19 protein-coding genes are annotated in these 20,794 nt (G+C 64.2%); 10 read left to right on the forward strand and 9 right to left on the reverse strand.

Annotated elements, in window-relative coordinates; all coding sequences use genetic code 11:
• The first annotated feature begins 324 nt into the window (after positions 1-324).
• Both QZT63_RS12340 and QZT63_RS12345 read left to right on the forward strand, forming a co-directional pair.
• Entirely contained in the window at positions 325-1,884 is a 1,560-nt protein-coding gene (locus QZT63_RS12340) for an ATP-binding protein (protein WP_290651592.1), read from the forward strand.
• Positions 1,838-3,250 (forward strand): sigma-54 dependent transcriptional regulator, encoded by a 1,413-nt coding sequence (locus QZT63_RS12345; protein WP_290651594.1) that lies wholly within the window; start codon positions 1,838-1,840, stop codon positions 3,248-3,250. Before QZT63_RS12340 ends, QZT63_RS12345 begins: the two co-directional genes overlap by 47 nt.
• Here the strand turns inward: QZT63_RS12345 and QZT63_RS12350 are convergent.
• Genes QZT63_RS12350 through QZT63_RS12360 form a run of 3 tightly spaced genes read right to left on the reverse strand, consistent with a single transcriptional unit; the run spans position 3,240 to position 4,882 of the window.
• Positions 3,240-3,893 (reverse strand): DUF938 domain-containing protein, encoded by a 654-nt coding sequence (locus QZT63_RS12350; RefSeq protein WP_290651596.1) that lies wholly within the window; start codon positions 3,891-3,893, stop codon positions 3,240-3,242. The genes QZT63_RS12345 and QZT63_RS12350 overlap by 11 nt on opposite strands.
• A complete protein-coding gene (locus QZT63_RS12355; protein WP_290651598.1) occupies positions 3,890-4,366 on the reverse strand; it encodes a YcgN family cysteine cluster protein in 477 nt (158 codons plus the stop codon). The genes QZT63_RS12350 and QZT63_RS12355 overlap by 4 nt, the downstream gene beginning before the upstream one ends.
• A gap of 42 nt (positions 4,367-4,408) precedes the next feature.
• Positions 4,409-4,882, reverse strand: a complete 474-nt coding sequence (locus QZT63_RS12360) for a TspO/MBR family protein (protein ID WP_290651600.1) — start codon at positions 4,880-4,882, stop codon at positions 4,409-4,411.
• 189 nt (positions 4,883-5,071) lie between these two features.
• Between QZT63_RS12360 and QZT63_RS12365 the strand changes: the two genes are divergently transcribed.
• Positions 5,072-6,655 (forward strand): peptide chain release factor 3, encoded by a 1,584-nt coding sequence (locus tag QZT63_RS12365; RefSeq protein ID WP_290651602.1) that lies wholly within the window; start codon positions 5,072-5,074, stop codon positions 6,653-6,655.
• A 139-nt stretch (positions 6,656-6,794) separates the two neighbouring features.
• On the opposite strand, the gene QZT63_RS12370 is transcribed toward QZT63_RS12365, so the two are convergent.
• Complete coding sequence (locus QZT63_RS12370) at positions 6,795-8,003, reverse strand: TraB/GumN family protein (RefSeq protein ID WP_290651604.1); 1,209 nt, start codon at positions 8,001-8,003, stop codon at positions 6,795-6,797.
• Between the two features lie 131 nt (positions 8,004-8,134).
• On the opposite strand from QZT63_RS12370, the gene QZT63_RS12375 reads away from it, so the two are divergent.
• Positions 8,135-8,911, forward strand: coding sequence for a M90 family metallopeptidase (locus tag QZT63_RS12375; protein WP_290651606.1), 777 nt, complete (start codon positions 8,135-8,137; stop codon positions 8,909-8,911).
• Between the two features lie 12 nt (positions 8,912-8,923).
• Here QZT63_RS12375 and QZT63_RS12380 read toward each other — a convergent pair whose 3' ends face one another.
• On the reverse strand, positions 8,924-9,556 hold the full coding sequence (locus QZT63_RS12380) for an ATP-dependent zinc protease (protein ID WP_290651608.1): 633 nt from the start codon (positions 9,554-9,556) through the stop codon (positions 8,924-8,926).
• Between QZT63_RS12380 and QZT63_RS12385 the strand changes: the two genes are divergently transcribed.
• Together QZT63_RS12385 and QZT63_RS12390 are read left to right on the forward strand one after the other, a co-directional pair.
• A complete protein-coding gene (locus tag QZT63_RS12385) occupies positions 9,555-10,055 on the forward strand; it encodes a protease complex subunit PrcB family protein (RefSeq protein ID WP_290651610.1) in 501 nt (166 codons plus the stop codon). The two genes, QZT63_RS12380 and QZT63_RS12385, sit on opposite strands and share 2 nt — an antisense overlap.
• A 38-nt stretch (positions 10,056-10,093) precedes the next feature.
• The gene (locus QZT63_RS12390) at positions 10,094-11,554 is read left to right on the forward strand and encodes a DUF4139 domain-containing protein (RefSeq protein WP_290651612.1); all 1,461 of its coding nucleotides are present in this window, start codon (positions 10,094-10,096) and stop codon (positions 11,552-11,554) included.
• A 22-nt stretch (positions 11,555-11,576) separates the two neighbouring features.
• Here QZT63_RS12390 and QZT63_RS12395 read toward each other — a convergent pair whose 3' ends face one another.
• On the reverse strand, positions 11,577-12,086 hold the full coding sequence (locus QZT63_RS12395; RefSeq protein ID WP_290651614.1) for a shikimate kinase: 510 nt from the start codon (positions 12,084-12,086) through the stop codon (positions 11,577-11,579).
• Between the two features lie 278 nt (positions 12,087-12,364).
• On the opposite strand from QZT63_RS12395, the gene QZT63_RS12400 reads away from it, so the two are divergent.
• Positions 12,365-13,132: a DUF3108 domain-containing protein gene (locus QZT63_RS12400; RefSeq protein ID WP_290651616.1), complete on the forward strand. Its 768-nt coding sequence runs from the start codon at positions 12,365-12,367 to the stop codon at positions 13,130-13,132.
• Between the two features lie 21 nt (positions 13,133-13,153).
• Here the strand turns inward: QZT63_RS12400 and QZT63_RS12405 are convergent, their stop codons facing one another.
• Positions 13,154-14,383, reverse strand: a complete 1,230-nt coding sequence (locus QZT63_RS12405; RefSeq protein WP_290651618.1) for a PQQ-dependent sugar dehydrogenase — start codon at positions 14,381-14,383, stop codon at positions 13,154-13,156.
• A gap of 57 nt (positions 14,384-14,440) precedes the next feature.
• The gene (locus QZT63_RS12410; protein WP_290651620.1) at positions 14,441-15,247 is read right to left on the reverse strand and encodes a metallophosphoesterase; all 807 of its coding nucleotides are present in this window, start codon (positions 15,245-15,247) and stop codon (positions 14,441-14,443) included.
• Positions 15,248-15,446: 199 nt separating this feature from the next.
• On the opposite strand from QZT63_RS12410, the gene QZT63_RS12415 reads away from it, so the two are divergent.
• A complete protein-coding gene (locus QZT63_RS12415; RefSeq protein WP_290651622.1) occupies positions 15,447-16,028 on the forward strand; it encodes a chalcone isomerase family protein in 582 nt (193 codons plus the stop codon).
• An 83-nt stretch (positions 16,029-16,111) separates the two neighbouring features.
• Entirely contained in the window at positions 16,112-17,506 is a 1,395-nt protein-coding gene (locus tag QZT63_RS12420; protein ID WP_290651624.1) for a PhoH family protein, read from the forward strand.
• A gap of 340 nt (positions 17,507-17,846) precedes the next feature.
• On the opposite strand, the gene lipA is transcribed toward QZT63_RS12420, so the two are convergent.
• The gene (gene lipA / locus QZT63_RS12425; RefSeq protein WP_290651625.1) at positions 17,847-18,857 is read right to left on the reverse strand and encodes a lipoyl synthase; all 1,011 of its coding nucleotides are present in this window, start codon (positions 18,855-18,857) and stop codon (positions 17,847-17,849) included.
• 177 nt (positions 18,858-19,034) lie between these two features.
• Between lipA and QZT63_RS12430 the strand changes: the two genes are divergently transcribed.
• Positions 19,035-20,794: hypothetical protein (locus tag QZT63_RS12430; protein ID WP_290651627.1), on the forward strand; the 1,760-nt coding region annotated here is incomplete at its 3' end.

Consider the following 20,794-nt stretch of genomic DNA (forward strand, 5'->3'; position numbering starts at 1 on the left):
CCATCCCGTCTGGCTGCTGTTCGTAGGTGTCTGCCTGGCCATCTTCGGCCTCTTCAAAGGCCTGCGCGCCTAACACAGGGAGCAGCAGCAGGCCGGAAAAAAGAACCGGAATCATGAAGCGCGTCGAATTACGGTGTTTCATTGGGTGTCTCCTCGTGAGTAGGTTCAAATTCAGTACCCGCTTAAATGCAGGGGTCATGCCAGGTTGCCTTATCGGCTGCGTTACAATGGCCTCACTCCCAGCATGCGGCCGGTTGGCGCGGTGAGTGATCCGCCCTAGCATGCCCCTTGCGCCCGAACAAACGTGACACATAGTGTGTAAATATGGCACATGCGACAAGATTAAGCCGTCTCGGCGGCCGCCTGTTGACCCTCTGGCATCAAGGCTACAGCCTTCGCTGGGCGCTGATCCTGCGCGTCCTGCTGCCCCTGCTCGTGGCTATGAGCCTAGTCACCGTTGCAGGCCTGCGCACCATGGAGTCCGCCATCGAGACGCGTATGAAGGAGGACGTGGAACTGGTCGCACGCGCCATCCGACTGCCTATCAGTGACAGCCTAGAGAGGGGCGAGCAAGGCAACGTGCGGCAGGCCCTTGAATCGGTGTTTCGTATCGGCCGGGTCTATGGCGCGTATGTCTACGACGATGCCGGGGACCTGGTGGCGGCCGTCGGCGCGGTCAATCCGACTCCGGAGAGTCGTGAGCTGGCGGACCGGGCTGCGGATGGTGAGCGCAGCGGTGATTACGAGCAGATCCAGGGCCAGGAGGTGTACTCCTATTTTGAGCCCTTGACCGATAGCAGTGGGCGCATCAGCGGCTTGTTGCAGGTCACTCGGCGTGAGAGCGACTTTCGCGACGATATCGAACGTCTGCGCCTGCAGGCGGTTGCCTTTATGGGGGCAGCCGGTGGTGTCATCACCCTGCTGGTGCTCTGGGGGCATCGCGGTGCGATCGGCAGACATCTTGCAGGGCTGACGCGCAGTATGGCCCGAATTGAGGCGGGTGAGCGCGATCACCGGGCTGTGGCCGAGGGTCCCAAAGAGGTGCGCTCCATGAGTACCGCGTTCAACACAATGCTCAACAGTATGGAGGCGGCGGAGCAGGAAATTGCACGGCGGCGGTCGGAGCAGGCACGGCTCGAAGACGAGCTTCGCCACGCCGAGAAACTGGCGGCCATCGGGCGTCTGGCCGCTGGTGTTGCGCATGAGCTGGGGACGCCCTTGAGCGTTATTGACGGCAAGGCGCAGCGTGCGCTGCGGCAGGCGGATTCCGAATCCCGCCAACACCGTGCGCTCGAGCAGATTCGCTCCGAGGTGGCGCGCATGGAGCACATCGTGCGGCAGCTCCTGGAATTCGCCCGCTCCGCCAGCCGGCAGCTTCGCTGGACGCGGGTGGGAGATCTCACGGGTGCGGCGTTGTCCTCGCTGGAGGACGTATTGCATGACCATGGCGCCTCCGTACAGGTCCGGGGCGAGATGCCGGGCCCGGAGATCTACGTCGATCCAGTTCGCATCGAGCAGGTGCTGGTGAATCTCTTGCGCAACGCGCTACAGGCCGGTGCGACCCAGCTTGGCGTTGACTGGAGCGAGGACAATGGCTGGATCACGGTCTGTGTGGATGACAACGGCCCTGGCGTCGCCGAGGACATTCGTCCTCGGTTGTTCGAGCCGTTTTTCACGACCAAGACGGTGGGCAAGGGCACGGGGCTCGGGCTCGCGGTCGTCCATGGGATCGTGACCGAGCACGGCGGCGGTATCGCCATCGAGCAAAGCCCCGACGGGGGAGCCCGGTTCCGAGTGAAGCTGCCGCGTCAGGCACCTAACAGTGAAGGGAGTGACGATGACCAAGAACACGGTGAAGCAGGCGGAACAAGTTCTCCTGGTTGAGGATGATCCCGGGCTGCGTGAGCTGCTCAAGGACGAGCTGGAGGATGCGGGCATGGAAGTCCTTGGCGTTGACTCAGCGGAGAAGGCGCTGAAACAGCTCCAGCAGGGCAGCGCGGATGTCGTCATCAGTGACCTGCGCCTGCCGGGCATGGATGGCATGGCGTTGCTGCAAGAGGTGCGCAACCTGCATGTCCGGCCTGCGTTTTTGATTATTACCGCCTTCGGCACTATTTCCCAGGCGGTGGAGGCCCTCAAGCAGGGGGCCGATGAATTTCTCACCAAACCCTTGGACCTGGAGCATTTCATGCTCGCCGTCAACCGTCTACTGGAGACACGGCGCCTGCGAGGCGAGGTGCAGCGGTTTCGGCAGCTGATGGAACAGGATAGCTTCCACGGCATGATTGGCCGCGGACGCTCCATGCAGGTGATGTTTGATCAGATCCGGCAGCTCGCGCGCGCTGCCGGACCGGTCCTGGTGGCTGGTGAGAGTGGCACCGGCAAGGAACTGGTTGCCCGCGCCATTCACGCCGAGAGCCCCCGGGCGGGGGCGCCTTTCCAGGCCGTGAACTGCGCAGGCGTTCCCGCCGAGCTCCTCGAGAGCGAGTTCTTTGGTCACGAGGCCGGTGCCTTCACGGGCGCGTCCAAGGCTCACAAGGGGCTGTTTGACCAGGCCGATGGCGGCACCCTGTTCCTCGACGAAATTGGTGAGATGCCCATGGCGCTGCAGGCGAAACTCCTGCGGGTGCTGCAGGACGGGGTGATTCGTCCGGTGGGCGGGAACAAGGAGCACCAGGTGGATGTTCGCATCGTTGCGGCCACCAACCGCCCCCTTGGTGAGCTGATGGAGTCCGGCGATTTTCGCGAGGACTTGTTCTACCGCCTGGAGACGTTCACGCTCCGCGTCCCGCCTCTGCGCGAGCGCGAGGACGACATGGAGCTGCTCGCTGCACGTTTTCTGGAGCGCTTCGCCGTGCAGATGGACCGCGACGTGCGCGGTTTCACCCCGGCCGCCATGCGTTGCCTCAAGCAGTACGGTTTCCCCGGAAACGTGCGTGAGCTGGAGAATGCCATCGAGCGGGCGGTGACCTTCTGTCACGACGACCACGTGGATGTGGAGCACCTGCCTGCGCGAATGCAGGACCAGGACCGTCCCCGCATCGATCCGGCGGGTCTGGATATTGCCATGGAACAGTTCCTGGATGGCCCCATCTTACCCACGCTGGACGAACTGGAGCGGCGCTACATCAGCTACGTGCTCGAGCAGGTCGGCGGCAATAAGCGACGGGCGGCCGCGCTGCTCAATGTCAGTCGCCGGACGCTGTACCGGCGACTGGACGAGGAGAGCGACCAGCGTATCAACGGCTAAGTCGTGTCGAGCGCGCCGCGGTGTCGCCGGCGCGTGACTGGCCCAGCTGCCAGACCAGGGTTCGGTTGTTGGCCGGCATAGCCACGTCCTCGGCGAGGATTAGCCCTCGCGCCTCGCCCAGTCGTCTCAGGTCGTCCACATCACGGATGCCGCTGGCGGGGTCCTGGGCGCGCAGCGTTTGGTGGAAGCGCGCGTTGCTGGGTGCCGTGTGTTGCCCGCCGTAGGCGAAAGGGCCATAGAGCAGAAACACACCGCCGGGCCGCAGCACCCCGGCGACGCCGGCGAACAGGGCCTGCACGCCGGCCCAGTCGACGATATGCGCGGTGTTGGCGGAGAAGACGGCGTCCACCGGCCCGAGGGCCTCCCGCGACCAACGGTGCAGGTCCAGCGGCTCGGGCGGGGCCAGGTTGGCGAGCCCAGCGAGGCGGACACGCGCAGCGACGGTGTCCAGCGTGCCCGGGCGGTCCGTGGGCTGCCAGCGGATACCGGGGAGCTGCTGGGCGAAGAATATGGCGTGCTGCCCGGTGCCGGCCCCGATTTCCAGGACATCGCCCGTTGCGGGGAGCCAGCGGCGCAGCACCTCCAGGATGGGCCCTTTATTGTTTTCGCAGGCCTGAGACCAAGCCAGTTGCTCCGGCATCATTGCTCCCCGTCCCCCGCGACCTCTGAGGTCCAGTCGACGATGTAGTCCTCCAGCGCCTCCGGGTCCACGTTCTGCTCCGGTGTCATCCGGCCCCGCGCCGAGATCCCCGCGGTATGCACTGTCTCGCGGTCTCCGGAGACGAGATGGTGCCACCAGGCGAGGCCGCGCCCCTCGGCCACGCGGCGGTAGGCGCAACTCGCTGGTAGCCAGGGTGCAGTGCGCGCCAGTCCAGGGGTCATTTGCAGACAGTCCGGCACACGGTATCGCCGGTTCGGGTAATCCGTGCAGCGGCAGTCGTGGCAGTCGAGCAGCCGGCAGGCGATGGACGTGGAGAAGATTTCACCGGTGCCCTCGTCTTCCAGCTTGTGGGCGCAGCAGCGGCCACAGCCGTCGCACAGGGACTCCCATTCACCCGGGGTCATCTCCTCCAGCGCCTTTTGCTCCCAGAACGGTCGACTGCGGTGATTGTCCATGGGCGTGTCGATTCCGGTTGTCAGTCTCCTGGGGCGGCACAACTAGGTATTGAGGACCACGATGGCGCCATTGAGGGCCGCGGCGAATGTGGTCCAGAGTAGATAGGGTACCAGCAACCCCCCGGCCAGTCTTCGCACGCGCATGAACGCGATCAGTGTGGCAACGAGTGCACCCCACAGCAGCAGTATGTCGATGAACGCCAGCACCATCGCCTGCTGGCCGAAGAACAGCCACGGCCACAGCCCGTTCAGGGCCAGCTGGATCAGGAATAGCACCAGCGCGACGGTGGCTGCCGGCGAACCTTTGCGATACTCCCAGACCATCCAGGCGGCAACACCCATGAGGGTGTACAGCAGTGTCCATACCGGTGCAAATAGCCAGTTCGGCGGGGTCCAGGCGGGCTTGGTTAGCTCCGCATACCAGGTGCCCGGGTCCGTCACCAGGGCCCCCAACGTGGCCACCACGAAGCAGAGGGACAACCAAGCGAGCAGGGCGATCAGCGAAAGGCGGTTCATGAGGTATCCACAGGCTCCTGATTGTTGCTGCGTGTAGGCGCAGTGGTGACGGGGCGGTATAATTAGACGTTGTGACGCCAATGCTGGACCGTTGCCGTGGCCTCAAGCCGGTCAGGCGCGGGGGGCAGTTCCTTGTAGACCGAAGTGCCCCAATCCATGCCAGGCTATGGTAACCCTCGGATTGATCCTATGAGCAAGCTCCCGCAGACGGTGGCCCAGCGCCGCACGTTCGCAATTATCTCCCACCCGGATGCCGGCAAGACCACCGTCACCGAGAAACTGCTGTTGTTCGGTGGCGCGATTCAGGTGGCGGGCACGGTGAAGGGCCGCAAAGCATCGGCCCATGCCACCTCCGACTGGATGCAGATGGAGCAGGAGCGCGGCATTTCCGTGACCTCCTCCGTGATGCAGTTCCCGTATCGGGGCGCGACGGTCAATCTCCTGGATACACCGGGCCACGCGGATTTCTCGGAGGATACCTACCGCGTGCTCACCGCGGTGGACTCCGCGCTTATGGTCATCGATGCGGCCAAGGGCGTCGAGGAGCGGACCATCAAGCTGATGGACGTCTGCCGGCTGCGGGACACCCCAATCCTGACGTTCATTAACAAGCTCGATCGCGAAGGCCGCGATCCCATGGAGCTGCTGGACGAAGTGGAGGACGTGCTCAAGATCCGTTGCGCGCCCATCACCTGGCCGATCGGCATGGGCAAGGGGTTCAAGGGGGTGTATCACCTCTACAGCCAATCGGTGCACCTGTTCAGTCCCACCCATGGCGGCCGTATCCAGGAGGGTGAGGTCATCCAGGGACTGGACAACCCACGCCTGAATGAGCTCTTCGGCGCCTCTCAGGCTGCGGCACTGCGAGAGGAGATCGAGCTGATTCGCGGCGCCAGCCATGAATTCGACAAAGCCGCCTTTCTGCGCGGCGCGCTGACGCCGGTGTTTTTCGGCTCCGCCATCAACAACTTCGGCATCCAGGAGTTGTTGGATGACTTCGTCAGCTATGCGCCGGAGCCGCAACCCCGGGAGGCGCGGGAGCGCATCGTTAACCCGGGAGAAGACAAGCTTACCGGGTTCGTGTTCAAGATTCAGGCGAACATGGACCCGAACCATCGCGACCGTGTGGCCTTCATGCGGGTGTGCTCCGGGCGTTTTGAGCGGGGGATGAAGCTGCGCCACGTGCGTATCGGCAAGGATGTCAAAGTCCCCAGCGCCATCACGTTCATGGCCGGCGACCGCGAGCAGGCCGACGATGCCCTGCCAGGGGATATCATAGGGCTGCACAACCACGGCACGATCCAGATCGGCGATACCTTCACCCAGGGGGAGTCACTGAAGTTCACGGGGATACCCAACTTCGCCCCGGAGCTGTTCCGGCGGGTGGTCCTGAAGGACCCCATGCGCATGAAGGCATTACAAAAGGGGGTGGAGCAGCTGTGCGAAGAGGGTGCGTCGCAGCTGTTTCGCCCGCTCAATACCAATGCTCTGATTGTCGGCGCGGTGGGTGTGTTGCAGTTTGACGTGGTGGCGCATCGGTTGAAGACGGAGTACGGCGTGGATGCCCTGTTCGAGCCGGTGAATGTAAACGCCGCTCGCTGGGTGCGCTGTGACGACCCCAAGACATTGGAGGAATTCCGCCGAAAGGCCTCGGACAACCTGGCCCAGGACGTGGCGGGCAACCTCACCTACCTGGCCCCCAGCCGCGTCAACCTCGAGCTGACCCAGGAGCGTTGGCCGGACATCGCCTTCGATGCGACCCGTGAACATTGAGACGTGACGCCGGCGGCCAGGAACGGCCGGGTGACGTCCTTCGGCACGGCGGTGTGGCCCCCACCCAGGCAAGGCGCCGGTGGGTCGATGGGTGCGGTGCCCTCCACCGACAAACAACCCGCGCCGCAGGCACCCGCGCTCACATCGAAATCAAGCGCTCAAAGATCCGAAATCCGGCGATATAGGTGCCCGCCGCGGATCCTAGGGTGGCAAAGATGAACACCAGCAGCGTGCGCGACACCCGGTTGCGCCACCACCCCCGCAGCGATGCCACGTCCTGCCGCAGGCTGGCGAAATTCCCCACAGTCGGCTTGCGCAAGGTGATTTCGATGCCCGCGGCGACGAATCCGGCGCCGATGGTTGGATTGAGGGAGGTGAGCGGCGCGGCGAAGAAGGTCCCCAGGATGGTCAGTGGGTGGGCCCAGGCCATGGCGGTGGCCGTCGCCGAGAGCACGCCGTTGATCAGGAACCACTCGCCCACCAGCTGGGCGCCCAGCTGGGGGTTACGGCTGAAGCCGATGGCGAACCCGGAAAGGATCAGTGCGACGATGATCCAGGGAATAAAGCGCGTCCAGCGGTTGCCCCGTGGGATACTCTCCAGGGCCTCGCGTGCCGCTGTTGGATCCGTCGGCGGCGGCTCTTGCAGATGTTGGGCCAGGCCTTTGAGGTGTCCGGCGCCGATAACCACCAGCACATTGCGGTAGCGCCCCCCGGCGTTCTCTTCGCGCAGGCGCAGGGCCATGTAGGCGTCGCGCTCGGCGATAAGCGGGCGGTACAGGCGCTCGGAGCGTTCGGCGAATTCGGTGAACGTGGATTCCAGGACATCGCCTTCCTTAAGCCGCTCGATCTCTTCGGCGCTGATGTCCTGGCGCGTCACCAGGCTCGCCATGAGCCCGGAGATGAGGCTGAATCGCTGCCACCAAGGGACGTTGCGGTAGACGCGCCGGAGCGTGATGCCGATTTCGCGGTCCACCAGCATCACCGGCAGGTTCGCCGCTTTCGCCTCCTGAATGGCAGCGCGCATCTCCGCCCCGGGCTGGATGCCCGACTGCTCGGCGATGCGCTGTTGGTAGGCACCGAGTGCGAGGCTGGCGGCCACCATGCCGGCCTTGCCTTCGCGGATGACCTGGAAGAGGTCCATCTGGGCCATGCTGGTCGGGTTGATGATGCTCTGATAGCGGGTTTGACACAGCTCAAGCGCCACCGCGTCGAAATCGCCAGAGCGGATGAGTTCCGCCACTTCTTCGGCACTGGCCTGGGAGACGTGGGCCGTGCCCAGCAGCGTATAGCGGCTGCTGTCGGAGGTGACCTCTCGGCGCGGACCGGCGGTCGGGGTTGATGCGGTCATGATGGCCCCATTGGCGTCGTGGAGCGCAGATTATCCACGATGGCGACATCACGACCAAGGGATGGGGCGAAGCGACAGGCGTGGCAAAAGGAGTGTACGCTCATTTCGGGTCACCAATGGAGAGGTTGCTAATGCTCGAGCGCATTCGCCGCTGGCGGCGCGAGCGCATTCTCGGCCAGGTCGCCATTGACCCGGCCACCTGGGCTCATTTGATGGCCGAGCTGGCGGTGTTCGCGGGGCTCGACGCCAATGAGCGCGGGCGCCTGCGGGACCTGGCGTCGCTGTTTCTGTATGAAAAGCGGGTAGAACCGCTGGAAGGCCTGGTACTCGACGACGCCATGCGCGCTGGCCTGGCGGCGTTCGCCTGCCTTCCCGTGCTGAATCTAGGCCTGGAGGCCTACCGCGGCTGGCATACGGTGCTGGTGTATCCTGGCGGCTTCCTGGCGCGCCACGCATACACAGACGAGCACGGGTTGGCCCATGAGGAGGCCCGCCCCCTGGCGGGAGAAGCGTGGGAAGGCGGCCCGGTCGTGCTCTCCTGGGACGACGTGGAGAGCTCGCTCGCCCTGGATGGCTACAATGTGGTCCTCCACGAGTTCTGCCACAAGCTGGATATGAGTAATGGCGAGGCCAACGGTATGCCACCGCTGCCACAGCACATGTCTCGTGAGGCGTGGACAGCGGCATTCACCGCGGCTTACGAAGCCCTGTGCCGCGATATCGATGCGGGCCAAGAGGGGGTGCTGGATGTCTATGCTGCAGAGTCGCCGGCCGAGTTCTTTGCCGTCGCCTGTGAGTCCTTTTTCGAGCGGCCGCTGGCGCTCAAGCTCGGTATGCCGGCGGTCTACGAGCAGTTGCGGCAGTACTTCCGGCAAGATCCGGGCTGGCGCATGGGCGCGCTCGCCTAGATCGAGGCCTCGTCATGGGGCCTCTTCCCCATCTTCATTCTCGTCGTTGTTCCCGTTCTCGTCCTCCTCGCTGTCCTCCTCCTCGTCCTCACCGTCCGCGTCGTCGGCATCGTCGTCCTCCTCAGCCGCGCCGTTGTCCTCTTCTTCCGTGGCTTTGCCGCAGCTTGGGTCACGGGTAAACTTCGGCCCGGAATCAACCAGGATGTGGTCCTTTAAGAAGTTACGCCCGATCAACATCTCGTAGCTGAGCCCCTCGCGATCCGCCAGGTTCACCTCCGCTGTGCGCTCCACATCGCCCAGGCACACGGTCATCTTGATCACCGGGCGGCGGCTGGTGCCACTGGCGCTGCGGATGCGGACCATGCGCTCCACCGGCCGTTCGAAGCTATGCTTGTTGCCATCGGAGTCTTTCACAGAAAAGCGCACCCAGTCTTCGTCCTCGTGCTCGAAGATCTCGGGCTCTGGAGCGTTCAGTGACGAGGTGTCGGCACCGGTGTCGAGCTTCGCCTCCACGGTGAGCTCTCCATCCAGGAGACTGACCCGCTCGATCCAGCCGAAGATGCTCTTGGCATGGGCATTGGTGAGCGCAAGCAGGAGGGCAAGCGGGACGATGAACAAGACAAAAAGGGAACGCAGTGGCTGCATGAATGGGGCTCGCGGTGATCCGAAACGGTATTGGCCAGAGAAGTGTTACAAGTGCGGCCGCCGTGGTCAACTGGCTGCTTTGGCCGCGGTGGCGGTTCTACTGCTGCAGGCCTGCTTGCCGCAGCAAGGGGCGCAATCCGCCCGGGTCGAGGTCCTGGGACACGGCAACCACTGCGGCAAACGCGACCAGGGCGCGCACTGGATCGAGGCCGACGATGTCGAGGATCGGCTGGCGGTGGATCCGCGCGAAGGCTACCGGCTGCTATTGATTAGCCAGGGCGAGCGGCCCACCGGCGGGTTTGGGGTCAGCCTGAACGCGTATACCCTGGAAAGGGGGCGCGTACGGGTTCGCCTGCATCTAAAAAAGCCCTCCGGGGATGAACTGGTCACGCAGGCACTCACCCGTCCCTGCCTGGTGCTGGGTATCCCGGGCGCGGCCGATGTTGTCGAGCTACAGGACACGGACGGCCGTGTCCTGTCGGAACTTGAAGTGCCGTAGTGATCCTTTGCCCGCCTCTGCCGTGAAGGAGACCCATCGTGCGTCATCAACTGATTCTGATCGTCGTGTCACTGCTGCTCGGCTTGGCGGCTGCTGGTGCTCAGGCCGAGGTGACGGGCACGGTGCCCGTGGAACCGCGCGCAGGTGCGTTTCACGAAGAAGCGCTGGACGACGCCGAGCGCATCGACTCTGACGCTGGCGACCGTCAGCGCCTGGTGCTGACGCTCTACCAGAGCGGACCCGCGCAGATTGCCGAACGTCGTGAAGTCGGCCTGGGGCGTTCCGCACGCCACTTACGGCTACTCGACGTGGCGGCATCCATTCAGCCGGAGACATTGCTGCTCTCCGGTGAGGCCGAGCTGGATATCAAGGGCATCCGCCTGCATGACCGGCGACCCAGCCGCGACAACCTGCTGGCGGCGTATCAGGGGCGGGAGGTGCGGCTGGTCCGGGAGACCGCCGACGGCTCCGAAGCCGAGCGCCAAGGCACCATTGTCAGCGCTGGCGACGGCGCCGCGGTCGTCCATGTGGATGGGCGCCTGGAAACCATCGATGAGGGCCACCCATGGCGCATTGTCTTTGATGCCATGCCGGATCACCTGGTGCCGGAACCGGTTCTGGATCTGGCGCTGACCTCCGACGTGCCGGGTCGCCAGTGGATCGATCTGAGCTACCTGGCGCAAGGACTGGACTGGCAGGTGGACTACGTGGTCATGCTGGACGCCGATGGCGCGCGCATGGATCTGGATGCCTGGGCAGGCCTGCGCAATCGCACGGCGACGCGCTTCGCGGATGCCGACATACGGCTGGTCGCCGGCGCCTCCGGGCGAACGCCCGCGCGCCTGGAGGCGCTGGCCGCGCCGGAGGCAGGAGCTGCCGTCGGCGCGTCGGAGGCCGTGGCTGATCAATACCGCTTTCGTCTTGAGCGCCCCATGGCCCTCGAACCCGGCGACAGGCAGCAACTGCGTTTCCTGAGTGCCACGGAGGTGCCGGTTACGCGCGAGTATCGGGTGCAGGGCAGCGTCCCATTCGGTCGCCAGGGGCGGGCGCGGTTGCACCCGGTGACGGTGCACCTGTCATTTGACAATACGGAACCCGGCCCCGGTCAGCCGCTGCCGTCCGGCACCCTGCGGGTGTATCAGCGTGATGCCGACGGCGAGCCGATCCTGGCCGGGGAGGACGCACTGCGGGCGACGCCGGTGGGCGAAGAAGTCACCCTCATGCCCGGAGCCGCCTTTGATCTGACGGCGGAGCGGCGACAAACGGACTATCGGCGACTGCACGATCGAACCGAGGAGCAGGCCTGGGAGGTCCGGTTGCGTAATGCCGGCGACACCGGGCGCACCATCGTGGTGGAGGAGACGCTGCCTGGTGACTGGACCATTCTCGAGGAGTCTTCCGATCACGAGCGCCCGGAGGCAGGGCGGGCACGTTGGGAGCTGGTGGTCCCCGCCGGCGGTGAGGAGGTGTTGCGCTACCGCGTGGAAGTGCGCCGCTAGTGTCCTCAATCCTCCCGCGCCGTCATGTCCCGGTTCTTGCCGGCAATTGCCTGGCAATCTGGCTGGCAACCTGTTGCGGTGTTCGGTTCGCGCAATCGATGCGTAATGCGGCGTGGCGTTGGTACAGCGGGAGCCGCTCCACCGCCAGGTCGGACAGGTTCTGATCCGGACGCATGGCCAGCCCACGCTTGTCACCGGAGCCAACGCGTTGTTGCAGTGTCCTCAGGGGCACGTCCAGCCAGATCACCGGACCGAGCCGCGTGAGGGCATCCATGGCGGCCTCGCTATAGACCATGGAGCCTCCAGTGGCGATGACCGTGCCGCGGCAATCCAGCGCCATGGCTTCTTCGGCCTCGGCGCGCAGCACGCCTTGCGGTCCATCGCGGTCCACGATGGCCTGCAGTGACAGGCCAAGGTGGTGTTCCACAAGCGCGTCGGTGTCGACGAATCTCATGTCAAGCAGCTGGGCCAGAACCCGGCCCACGGTGCTCTTGCCGCTGCCGGGCATGCCGATGAGGACGAGGTTGTCCATGTCTGTGAGTGCCTGTGACGGATGCGATGTGTTTATCCGGTATGATATACGGTGCATCCGGGCACGGCACACTCTGCGACGGCAAGGCCATCATGCCAGCGGGGGAACGGTGACGGTGATCGCTGGGACGCGATATCCCGTCCTCTCGCCATGCCGGGTGAGCGGGGCTTTGACCAGACAGGTCAGCAGGTTCAGGTCGCGCCGCGGAACCCCCGGGCGGCGCCCGGCGTCCAAAGGAAGGCTGATCACGGGGTCAGTCCACGACAAGGAGAGCGACGATGCGGTATTGCTTGCTGGCAGCGCTCCTGGTGTTTGCGCTGATGACATCCGCAGTTGGCGAAGAGAAGACATCGAGCGCGGAGAAGGGCGCGGTCGTTGGCATTCCGGAATTCAGCGCCGATTACGAGTTACGGCGCAATAACACCCGGGCGGCGCGGTTGACGCGCACCCTGGAATGTGAGGACGGCGAGTGCCGCTTCAGCTCCGAAGGGCGCACCGTAGGGTTCGCCGACCTGCTGCTGCGTGGGCGCATTAGTGAGTACACCCGCTTTCGCTTCGACGGTGAGGCGATCGAGCCGAGAGATTATTCCTATCGCCAGCGGGCCCGGGGCGATAATAACGAATACGTCCGCCTGTTCTTTCACCCCCGCACTGGCCGGGTAAGCAGCCGGGGCGATGAGGATTGGCAGGCCACGGTGGACGGTGAGGCGATGGACGAGCTTCTCTCCCAGCTGCGACTCTTGCTGGCTGTGCGGGCTGGGGAGACGGAGATGGAATTCACCGTGGTCGAAGGGGGCGGCGACCTGGATGCCTATCGCTTCGAGGTCGTCGGCGAAGAGCGCATCGAGACCGATGCCGGCACGTATGACACGGTCAAGGTAAAGCGGGTTCGCGGTTCGGCCAAACGCATCACGGAAATGTGGTTCGCACCGGAGCTGGAATACATCCCTCTGGTGGTGCGGCACGAGCGCGTGGATCGCGAGAGCTATACAGCCACCCTCGTGGAACTCAAGGAGGAGCCCCGTGTGTACATGCCCGGCGAATGATGGCTGCGCCCGTTGCAGCCATTATTTGCTGGCTCCCGTGTGTGCGTCGCCAACGTAGTCGACCCGCCAGATTCGCCCTTCGAGGCTGTCCGAAATATAGAGTTCGTCGCCCGCCCCTTGGGCGACACCGAGAATGCGCCGGGCATCGGAGACCTCCCCGGCGGAGAATCCCTCGGCGAAGGTTTCCTGCTCACCGGTTGGTTGCCCGTTGTCGCCCAGGGGGAGTATTGCCACACGCGGTGATGAGGCGTTGTCTCCCTCCTTGTTGCTGAGCGCAACGAACGCGGCCTTGCGGTAGCGCTCCGGGAACTCGTGGCCGCGGTAGAACAGTAATGCGGTTGCGACCCTGTCATCGGGGAGTTCGAACAGGGGTTTCTCAAAAGGGCTGCAACCCTGGTTACTGTCGCCATCTCCGCCGTAGGCAGGGGCCTGGAGATACTCGCCGCGGTCGGCGTCAAAAAAGCAGTAGGGCCAGCCGTAATCGCTGTTGGCGTCGATACGCAGCACACCCCGCGCGCGCGGAGCTTCCGCCGTACCGTCGCCGGCTGTGTTGTCCACCGCAAAAAGCCGCCCGTCGCGCGGGTTCCAGGCCATGGCCGTGGCATCACGCACGCCGGCCGCATACGGCGCACGATCGGACGGGTTCTGCCCGGGCTCCTGAATCCCGAAGCGCCAGATGCCGGCCGCATTGTCACGCTCCTGGCAGGGGTCTTCCCCTGTCGCCTCGTCGCCTCCGTTCGTCTCGCAGGTCCGGGAGGTCGCTGCAATACTGGCTAGAACGACCTCATCGCCCACGACTAGTGAGCGTGGCGCACCCGTGTCAGGGAGTCCATGGGCAACCACGGCCGGGTTGTCCTCCGGGCCGAGGCGCTCCGGGTGCAGCGGCACGCGCAGAATCCGCTGCGGCTCGGCGAAGTAAAGCCACCTCCCCCGCACGGTCAGTCCGATGCCGCCCCGCTCACCGAATCGCACCTGCTCATCCAGGCGCCCGTCATCGGAGGTATCCCGTAGCCCGGCGATACCGCCCGTTTGTTCCTGGGTATCCTGAATGGCTGCGTAGACGTCGCCATGCTCTGTGACGCCGATATGCCCCAGCGGTCCCAAACCCTCCGCAACGAGCCGGGCGCAAAAGCCGTCCGGGACCTTGAGGTCGGAGTCCCCAGTGTCGCAGGCGTTCTCGTGATGCTCCGCGACCGCACCCGAGAACAGGGCGAGCATGGCAAGGGCCAGAACAGGGGTGAGTATTGTCATGCGTCCTCCCGATGCGCACAGGTTTCTGAGTCGCCCGTGCTTTTCTCCCCGTCGCTGTCAGCAAACAAACCGGTGGATTGTGCGCTCGCGCCCTTCGGCGATTTCCGCGATGCTCAGGCCAAATTCCCCCTCGGCGCCGAGCCGTTGGGCAAACACCGCCCCGGTGTCCAGACAGACGTGGGACAGGCGTCGACGCACGTGCCGGTCCGGCGTATGCCCGCAATACGTCGTCGATAGTCCGGGCTGGATCTCCGGCAGGGTCCTGTGCCCCGGATGGGCCATAATCAGCCGCGCCCATAGCAACGTGCTCGGATCCACGCCGGGCAGGCCGGCGTCGATATCGTGATCGCGGGACGCCGGAGCGTCGTCGCGTGCGGGCAGTTCCGCGTGCACCAGGTGGAAACGCCCCTCCCCCGAACCCACGATCAACAGGTGTGGCAGGCGAGTCGCTGAATGGACCAGCCCTTGCAACGTCTCGTTGCCTGCAAGCTGTTTTTGTCCTTGGAACCAGTCTCCCCCATTGAATATATGCAGCTGCGCCGCGTCCGGGTCCCGGTCGTCGGCAGTGAGTCGCGCCGCCAGCATCGCCTCATGATTGCCCATGACGGCATGAAACCAGGGCGCCTGCAGCAGAGCGAGACAGCCGGGCGAGTCCGGGCCGCGGTCGATCAGGTCGCCGACGGAGAGTACGCGATCGGATGCGGGATCAAAATCCAGTGCCTGCAGGGCCCGGTCGAAGGGGGCGCGGCAACCATGCAAGTCGCCGACGACGAAGTCGCGGCCCTCAAGATTTGCGTCAAGGTAGCGCAACCGAACCCCGGATCCGCAAGTCCGCTGCGGGTCCGGCGTGGATGGTACAGGCATCGGCTCTAGTTTCCCTATTCTATTCAGGCCTCAGCTATCCACCGGACCACAGGGCTGGCGCAAGGTTCCATTGGCGCAACCCGCGGTTTTCCGGGCGCGGCATAGCACGCTTCATGTATATTAAACGTATACGTTTTGTAGTATATACGTTGAAATTTAGGCCGCGGAGCGGTGAACAATGTCCAGGGAGCAATGACTGATGAAAGCTGCATATGTGTTGAGTCTGGTTGCGCTGTGCCTCGCCATGGTCCCCGGTACCGCGGCAGCGGATCGAATTACCAACCAGGGTGTGGAAATCGCCGACGAAGTCGAGGTCGCCGGCGCGCAGCTGGTCCTGTTTGGACACGGCGTTGCCCGGTATGCGCGCGTTTTCCGCGTCTACGTTGCGGCCGTGTATGGTCCGGAGGATGTCGCCCCGGATGACCTGCTTGACAGCAATGTGCCCCGGCGACTGGAGATCACCTACCTTCGGCGTGTCGGCGCGGATGATATCCGTGAGGCCACTAACGCTGTCCTCGAAGACCAGTATTCGGAAGCCGAGCGCGAGGCGGTCAAGGCGCGTTTCGCGCGATTCAATGCGCTCTATGAAGACGTCGCAGAGGGTGACCAATATGCCTACGAGTACCACCCCGACGAGGAGGAGTCGCGCCTGTATCTCAATGGCGAGCTTCAGGGAACAGAAACCGGCGTCGATTTCGCCCGCGCGTACCTCGGCATCTGGCTGGGTGATGAAGCCCTTTCTGCCAGTCTACGGGACGATCTGCTGTCCGCCGAACGTTGAGCATCCCCCGCGATATCGACCTCGAGCTCCCGCGCGCTTATGCTGGATGCATTCCCATCATCCATTCGGGCTCAGGAGGTGTGATGGTCCGCGTCGACAGGCAAGGCCCCCGTGCGTACGTCCTGGACACGAATGTGCTAATTCACGATCCCGCGGCGGTCTATAAGTTCAAGGAAAACAGCGTCATCATCCCCATGACGGTGCTTGAAGAACTCGACAAGCTCAAGAGCGGCAATACGGATATCTCGCGCAGCGCCCGCCAGGCCACCCGCATCCTCGGTGCGCTGCTCGATCGCGTCGCTCAGGATGCCGTCGCCGATGGGATCCCGGTGGGCGAGCCGCCCGACCCCGGCATGCCAGTTGGTCGGCTGTTTTTTCTCTTGGCAGAGCCAGGCACCGGGGTGCCCGGACTCGATGGGCACTCAGCGGACAACCACATTATCGCGGAGGTTCGGGAGGCGCAGCGCACGCGCACCGGGGAGTTGGTGGTCCTTGTCAGCAAGGACGTGAATCTGCGCGTAAAGTGCGCCGCCCTGGCCATACCCGTGGAGGATTACCGCAACGACCAGGTATTGGATGACATCGACGCCATGATCAGGGGGGTCCATGTTGCCGGGCCGGCGTTTTGGCATGAACTCGATGCCGAGGTGGAGTCCTGGGCCGACGGGGGGCGGAGCTACTACCGAATCACCGGGCCGGCCGTTGCCGAGTGGCACCCGGGCCTGCTGATATGCGAGAGCGAGCAGGGCGGTTTCGAGGCCATCGTGCGCGAGCGAGACGGTAACTCGGTGGTGCTGGAAGTCTGCCGCAACCACCGGGGCGAGCGCGGTGGCGTCTGGGGCGTTATGGCGCGCAGTGTGCGCCAGAATTTCGGTCTCAGTATTCTCCTGGACCCGAGCATTGACCTGGTCACCATCGCCGGGGCGGCCGGTACGGGCAAGACCTACATGGCCCTCGCTGCCGGGCTGCACCAGGTCTACGAGGAGCGACGTTTCGAGCGCATCATCGTGACCCGCGAAGCCATACCCATGGGCGAGAACATCGGTTTTCTGCCAGGGACGGAAGAGGAAAAGATGGCGCCATGGATGGGCGGCATCCAGGATAACCTCGAGGAACTCCTGCGCTCCGAGGACAGCTGGACTGCGGCGGCCGGTAAGGACATACTGGCAGGGCGCATCCTGTTCCGCTCGCCGGTGTTTATGCGTGGGCGGACGTTCAACGATACCTTTCTCATTATCGACGAGGCTCAGAATCTCTCACCCAAGCAGATCAAGAGCCTGGTCACCCGCGCCGGCCGCGGCACGAAGATCGTCTGCCTCGGTAACGTCCGCCAAATCGACAGCCCCTACCTCACGGAGACCACCTGCGGGCTGACCTACCTCGTCCAGCGTTTCCGCCACTGGCCCCATGCCGCGCATATCACGCTCCAGGACGTAGAGCGTTCGAGGCTAGCCTTGCAGGCGGAGGAGACACTGTAGGTCGGTATTGCGCGCCTGGCGGCGCGATCGGTTCAACGGTGCATTACGCCTTCGGCTAATGCCCCTTACGCCTTTCCCCCCACCCCCGCGGTCAATCGAAGGGCGTAGGGTGGATTAGCGCAGCGTAATCCACCGTCAATAACACAGCGCCAAAGGCGCACGACGCGTGCTGCGCTTGTGCGCCTTTGGCGCGGATCGTTTAACGGTGCATTACGCTGGCGCTAATGGCACCCTACGCCCTTCGATCGGTGCCGGTGCCATGGCAGGACTCCACCACGTAGGGCGGGTTAGCGCAGCGTAACCCGCCGTCAATAACACAGCGCCACCGGCGCACAAACACCTACGCGGACGCCTTCTCCTTGCCACCAAGTCCGACGTTGTTCTTCTCCAGCACCCGCTCGGCACGGTAGCTGGAGCGCACCAGTGGCCCGGAGACCACCTCCAGAAACCCTTTGGCCAGTCCCCACTCGCGGTAGCTCGCGAACTCCTCCGGTGTCACGTAACGCTCCACTGGCAGGTGGTTCACGGTAGGCCGCAGATACTGGCCGAAAGTGACGACATCCACGTTGGCGCCCCGCAGGTCATCCATGGTGGCGTCGATTTCCGCGTCCGTCTCGCCCAGGCCCAGCATCAGGCTGGTCTTCGTGAGCACGTCGGGGCGGTGGCGCTTGGCGTGCGCCAGCACCTCCAGCGTCTGCTCGTAGGAGGCGCGCGGGTCGCGTACCGGATGCGTCAGCCGGCGGACCGTCTCCACATTCTGGGCGAACACGGCGATACCCGAGTCCACTACCTTCTCCACGTCCGATTTGCGGCCGTCGAAATCCGGGGTAAGCACCTCCACGGCCGTCTCCGGGTTCTCGGCGCGCACGGCGCGCACGCAAGCCGCGTAGTGCTCGGCGCCGCCGTCCGGGAGATCATCTCGGTCCACGGAGGTGAGCACCACGTAATTGAGCCCCATGATGCGCACGGAATCCGCCGTGTTGGCCGGTTCGTCCGGGTCGAGCCAGCCGCCGGGGTTGCCGGTGTCCACCGCGCAGAAGCGGCAGGCACGCGTGCACACGGAGCCCATGAGCATGATGGTGGCGGTGCCCGCATTCCAGCACTCGCCGATGTTCGGGCACATGGATTCTTCGCACACCGTGCTAAGGCGGTGCTCGCGCACGTTGTGCTTGACCGCCGCATAACCCTTGCCTGCAGGCACGCGGGCGCGCAGCCACGGCGGCTTGTCGCCGCGGGGAACCGGTGCGCTGTCGCGCCGTTGCTTGACGCCGTTTTTGATGGCATTGAATCCGTGTTCGGTGCGGAACTTGGATCCGCTGACCACTACGGGGATGTCCTTCAGTCGGCTCATAGGATGCTCCGGTTTGGTGGTGTTGTACCCGGAAGGTTCAACACAGTGTAGTGTGACGCACGGCGGCAGGGGAAACAAATGGCGGCGCCGACGGCTGCGCGCGCACACCCGGAGTTCCAGCGTGAGCAAGCCTGCGGCGCTCAACAGGATCGCCGTAATTGAAGGAGGTCCAAGCGGATGAACACACCCGATTCCGCTGACAATCTCAGCGAGTTGGTTGAGCAGTTCGACGCGACGCTGGAGCGTTTTGCGCAGGCCCGTCAGAGTGACCCAAAAGCATCCAAGGCCAAGGTGCTGGAGCAGGCGAGGGCATTGATTACCGCGCCCGGGGGGCTGGATGCCCTGTACGCCCGCGTCGTGGCGCTGGAGTCAGCGGGTGTATTTGCCCGCAGTGACTGGGGGCAACCGGCAATCCTGCAACCCGCCTTGGCTGTGCGCTCATTGCGGCACGGCGACCCGCCCATGGCGGTTATAGAGGCGCTCAGCGAGATACGTCTGCTTGCCGTCGCGATGGGAGACTACTTCCACCCCGGTATCTCAGCGGAGCAGGCCGGCCATTTCCTGAAACAGGTGATGGCGCTGAACCTGGATTTGCTGGCCGGACACATGAGTGAAGCCGACCGCGAGCGACCCGAGGCGCTGGGTCATCTCGTGCATTCCCTCTACCAGTACCTGCTTGCCAGACTCGGCTACGAAAGCATCCTCGAGAGCTTGGTGAGCGAAGTCTGGCGCCTGTTGGCCCAGCGCCCGATTCAGACAGACAGTATTAAGCAGATGATTATCCAGATCGCCGAGTGCCTGTTCGACCCGGCGATCGAAACCGCAGGCATGGATAGCGCGGCGCGCCTGGTGAGCGCACTGTTTGGCCCGTCCCAGGGCTGCCGTGAGGACCCCGGCCTGGAGGTCTACGCCCAGCGCCTGGCAACGATGGATGACATCGCGCTGGCGCAGGAGGCTGCCGACTTTGCTCGGTCGATGCACGGCACAGGCCTGGTATCGCCGTATCACCCCGTCTTCCTGCGGCATCTGCTGCGCCGCCGCGTTGACTTGATACCCGCCGCGCTCGGGCTGAGCATGACGGGTATCGATGTGCTGCAGTGTTACAGCCAGTTGGTGCATGCGCTGATCGATAAGTCCGTCTTCCCGGAGACCAGTCAGGCGGTCTATGGTTTGGCAATGCTGCTCGAGCGCGGCACGCTGTTTACGCCGCCCGTGGCATCGGCGCTGTGGCGCCAGATCGAACTGCCGACCTCCGCAGAGGCGTCGGCAAAGCTCAGCGCGGTCTTTGGCGACGTCCATCCCCCCAACGTCCATTTGCTCGCGGGCGTGTTGGCGCTACTGGGGCAGCCGCTTGGCGTCGGGCAAGGCAACAACCCCACCTGCCAATCTGTCATAGGCGTGTCGATGTGGGCGTATAACGAGCCGGATTACCTGTTGCAGCTTGTGGCCTGGGCCGCGCGTGACGATCTGGTGTTGGCCCGTTTTGAGGGTGTGCGAATTTCTTCCAAGCGCCTGGGTACGGGCCTCGCAAAAGAGCCTCCTCTCGATGTCGACGCCGTGTCATTGATTCTGATCCCGCATCTTGATCGCATCTATATAGAAATGGGTCGTTTGTGCGGCGAGCGTGACGATGACCTGCACCGTTGGATCAATCCGGAAATGTACGGCTGGTGGGTTGGCCATGGCTTTCGTGTTGTCACCGATGCAACCACGGGCAAGCTTGACGACTACGCGGGGTTCATTCGTCACTTCTACGCCTGCTATCACCCCTATTACAACGGCAACCTGCCGGTGATCCACCCACAGCCAGCGGGCATCGCGGTTACCGACAGTGCGGCACGGCTCGTGGGACGCCATGCGATCACTATTCTTCGGGTCGCCCTGGATCCGGACGGCGAGATGCGCCTTTACTTCTTTAACCCCAACAACGACAGCGG

Origin of the sequence: Aquisalimonas sp., assembly GCF_007120195.1 — a bacterium.
Classification (GTDB): Bacteria; Pseudomonadota; Gammaproteobacteria; order Nitrococcales; family Aquisalimonadaceae; genus Aquisalimonas.